Raw genomic sequence first — 4,032 nt, 5'->3', positions numbered from 1 at the left:
GACGTGGCGTTCGCCTTGGGGGCCGGCTCCGTCTTGGCGGCGGGCGGAGGCGGCGGCATGGGCAGCGCCTCCTTCATGGGCTTTTCGTCACGGGCCGGCGCGGCGCGCTCGGACGGCGTGCTCGCGGGGGCGCTGGACGACGAGCCCCCACCCTTCTTCTTGTAGAACGCCAGGTAGCTGCCGGCGCCCGCGGAAACGAGGCCCGCCAGCACGCCGATGTCCGCCACCAGCGCGTACGTCTTGCCGGTGCTCTTCAGGTCCTCCGCGCGCGTGCTGCCCTGCGGAGCCGTCTTGAACGCGTCCGACTTGGAGGAGGCCTCCAGGCCGAAGTAGATGCCGCCCGCCAGGAGCGCCACGCCCGTGGCCAGCAGCACGTAGCCCGCGGTCTGGCGGCTCACGCCTCCGCCGCCGGCGAAGTGCTTCACCGGCTTGCCGTCCACGCGCGCCGCGTCCTGGGCCACCAGCCCCGTCAGCAGCGCCTCGGAGCCCGTGGCCATGGCCTCGCCGCGCGGCACCTGGCCCAGCGCGTACGCCTGGTTGTGGCCGTCCGCCACGTCCATCCGCAGGCCGGTGACCGTCAGGGGCGCGTTGCCCGGGCCGCCGCGCACCACCAGCGCCAGCACCTGCGGCACGCCCGCGAGCGCGCCCAGCTCCTGCAGCGCCTGGTCCCGCTCCTCGTCGTCGGGGTTCTTCGCGATGCGGTCCACGATGGCGGCGTAGCGCTGCTGCACCGGCAGCTTCGTGAGCGTGAAGGAGGCGTCGCCCTCGCGAGCCCGACCTTCCGTCACGGCGTAGCCCGGCGCCAGCAGCGTCACGTAGTGGTCCGCGCGCGTCAGGCCCGTGAGCGACAGCGGGGACACGCCCCGGTAGGTGCCGTCCACGAACACCTGCGCGCCAGCGGGCTGCGTGCGCACGTTGAGCGTGGCCTGCGCGCCGTCCAGCTGCGCCTTGCGCTCCTTCTCCACGAAGGCCACTTCCTCCGGCGGGAAGAAGTTCGGGTTGAACGTGGCGCGCGGATCCACCGCGAGCACGCCGCGCATCTCCAGCTCCGCGGCCTTGTTCTCGCCGTTGGCCACCTGGGTGGCGGCCTTCATCACGCGTGCGCGGCTGAGCAGCGGGAACGCGCGCGACAGGTCCGCCTGCTCGTAGGCCTTCACGGCCTTGTCGAAGCTCTGGAGCGCCTTCACGGTGTCCAGTTCGTCGTACGCCTTCGCGCCGTCCTTGAACGCGGCGTTGCCCTCCACCGCCTTCGCCTGGCGCGCGGCCGCGCCCTGGGCGTCCAGCGCGTCCGTCAAACGCACCAGCTCCATCCGGCCGGAGCGGGCCACGGCCTGCTCCGCCCAGTGCGCCAGCGCCTGCGCCTCACCCTCGAGCGAGGCCTCCACGGGAATGGCCACCACCGCCACGCGGGGGCCCGTCGCCGACGGCAGCGTTCGCGGCATCAGCCGCAGCGGTACGTGTTGCTGCTGCGCAAAGGCGGGGCCCATGGCCAGCATTCCCACCAGCCAGCCACTGAGCGTCGCGTGCAGCGCGCGATTGAAAGGACGTCGCATCCGGTCTCCCTCGTTGCTGTGCGCATTACACGCACTGCGAGGCGGAACGCCACCTCGAAAGGGGGTTTCAGCGACCCGCGGTGCTCCCGGAGGCCCGGGACGCGGGCCCTGGCGCCAACCCATGGAGGTAGTTGAGCGCGACCTTCAGCTGTGGATCCGCCAGCTTCGCCGTCACCGCCCAGTCCTTCAGGTTCGCGGGCAGCGTCCGGGGCTGGGCGGCGACCTCGGACGTCGTCTGGGACGGCTCCGCCTTGAAGTGCCTGCGCAGGTCCTTCTCCCGGGGCGCGTCGATCCCCTTCCCGGAGGCGTCCTCCGGCACCAGGAAGTCCGGCGTGATGCCCTTCTCCTGGATGCTGCGGCCCTTGGGCGTGTAGTAGCGCGCGATGGTGAGCTTCAGGCCGGAGCCGTCCTCCAGTTCGATGAGGGTCTGCACGCTGCCCTTGCCGAAGGTCTGCGTGCCCATGATGACCGCGCGGCCGTGGTCCTGGAGCGCGCCCGCGACAATCTCCGACGCGGAGGCGCTGCCCGCGTTGACCAGCACCACCAGCGGGTAGTCCTTCTCCGTGTCGCGGTCGCGGCTCTTCTCCTCCGAGGCATTGCGGCCGTCGCGCCCGCGCGTGGACACGATGGGCAGGTTGCCCGGCAGGAAGCGGTCGCTCATGGCCACGGCCTGATCCAACAGGCCGCCGGGGTTGTTGCGCAGGTCCAGCACCAGGCCATCCAGCTCCTTGCCTCCGTTGAGCGCGCGCAGCCGGTCCAGCTCCTTCTTCAGCGACAGGTCCGTGCGGTCCTGGAAGTTCTTCACCTTCACGTGGCCGATGCCGTCGTAGAGCGCGCCCTCCACGGACACGATGCGGATGTGGTCGCGCAGGATGGCCAGCTCCCGGGGGGCGCTGAAGCCCGCGCGCATGAGCGTGAGCAGCACGCGGCCGCCCGCGGGTCCGCGCATCTTCTGGAGCGCCCGGGCCAGGTCCATGCCCTGGGTGCTCTCCCCGTCGATGGCGAGCAGTTCGTCCCCGGCCTTGATGCCCGCGCGCGCCGCGGGCGTGTCGTCGATGGGCGCCACCACCACCAGCCGGTCGCCCTTGCGCGCGATTTCGATGCCCAGGCCGCCGAACTCGCCGGACGTGTCGATCTTCATCTCCCGGAAGATTTCCGGGGGCATGAAGAGGGTGTGCGGATCCAACGTGTCCAGCATCCCCTGGATGGCGCCCTGGATGAGCGTCTTGCGGTCCACGCTCTCCACGTAGTTGTTCTCCACGTAGGAGAGCACGCGCGCGAACAGCTCCAGCTGGCGGTAGGCGGACTCCTCCCGGCTGGCCGCGTCCCCTGGCTTCTGCGCGAGCGCGGGCGCGCCCCACACGAGGAGCGCGGCGAATCCCATGCGCCACGGCTTCGGGAAACGAATCACGGGAGCGCGTCCTCGGGGGTCGGGTGGAAGGGGCCGTCGCAAGGCCTTCCGAGTCTACACCCGGCCCGCCGGACGATTCCCGCCCTTAGAGGCGGGCCCGGTCCGCGAAGCCCACCAGGTGGGACACGAACGCGTCCGGCCGCTCCATCTGCGGCACGTGGCCAAAGCCCTCCACCACGTGCACCTCCGCCTGGGCGGGCAGGTGCAGCCGGTACCAGGCGAGGATTTCCGGCGGCAGCAGCCGCTCGCTGCCGCCCCAGAGGAAGAGCACCGGCATCTTCAAATCTCGCACCGCCTGGGGCGCGATGCTCGCCTGCGTCGCGAGCGCGTCCGCCGCGAGCGCCTGCACCGTGGGCGTCGTGTAGAGCCTGCGCAGCGCCGGAGCGAGCAGCAGCGCGCCCAGGGGCGGCTGGTGGAAGAGCTTGCGCGTCAGGGCGCGGACGTCCGCGCTGGACTTCACCGCGAAGTGTCCCAGGAGCGCCGCCAGCGCATCAGGCGTCAGCTCCGCGCCCGCGGGGGCCACCAGCGCCAGGGCCCTCACCCAGGCCGAGTGCTGGGCCGCCAGGTTGACGGCCATGGCCCCGCCCAGCGAGTTGCCCACCACGAGGGCAGGCGTCTTCACCACGTCCTCGAAGTAGGCGCGCAGCACGTCGAACTGGCTCTGCACGCAGGTGGGGCCGCCGCAGTACTCGCCGGAGAAGCCGTGACCCGGCAGGTCCGGCGCGAGCACGCGCGAGAAGCGCTTCGCCAGCCCGAAGAACGTGCGCCCGAAGCCGTTGGCGGAGCCGCCCAGCCCGTGCACCAGCACCACCGGAGGGCCCTTGCCCTGCCCCTCCAGCGCGTAGTGGTGCACCGCCTGCCCACCCACGGTCACCGTCTCCGACTCCACGCCCCGCGCAACGAGCACGCGGCGCATCGCCTCTTGCATCCCACCCATCAGGTCCACGCGAGGGCCTCCTTCGTCCACCGACGACCGTCAGCTTCTAACGCTCCTCCATCTTGGACGCAGCGCATCAAAACAGACAGTGTCAGGGCGTCCCGGCCGCGGGGATGGGGGCCAGCCAGGGG

At 71.8% G+C, this 4,032-nt stretch carries 3 protein-coding genes; all 3 read right to left on the bottom strand.

From position 1 onward, the window contains the following. The coding region (locus D7X55_RS36975; RefSeq protein WP_121725486.1) for a PEGA domain-containing protein at positions 1–1,553 on the bottom strand (1,553 nt) is incomplete at its 3' end. 67 nt (positions 1,554–1,620) lie between these two features. Continuing rightward, a complete protein-coding gene (locus D7X55_RS36970) occupies positions 1,621–2,937 on the bottom strand; it encodes a S41 family peptidase (RefSeq protein ID WP_407921814.1) in 1,317 nt (438 codons plus the stop codon). Positions 2,938–3,049: 112 nt separating this feature from the next. After that, positions 3,050–3,910, bottom strand: coding sequence for an alpha/beta fold hydrolase (locus D7X55_RS36965; RefSeq protein WP_121725484.1), 861 nt, complete (start codon positions 3,908–3,910; stop codon positions 3,050–3,052). Positions 3,911–4,032 lie beyond the last annotated feature (122 nt).

Source organism: Corallococcus sp. AB049A (assembly GCF_003668885.1).
GTDB lineage: Bacteria > Myxococcota > Myxococcia > Myxococcales > Myxococcaceae > Corallococcus > Corallococcus interemptor.
The sequence above is the reverse complement of the archived record's forward strand: the minus strand, read 5'-3'. Positions and strand labels throughout refer to the sequence as shown.

Bases quoted from the DNA above. Each gene is read 5' to 3' on its own strand.
- D7X55_RS36970 (WP_407921814.1), bottom strand. From the start codon at position 2,937: ATGGGATTCGCCGCGCTCCTCGTGTGGGGCGCGCCCGCGCTCGCGCAG.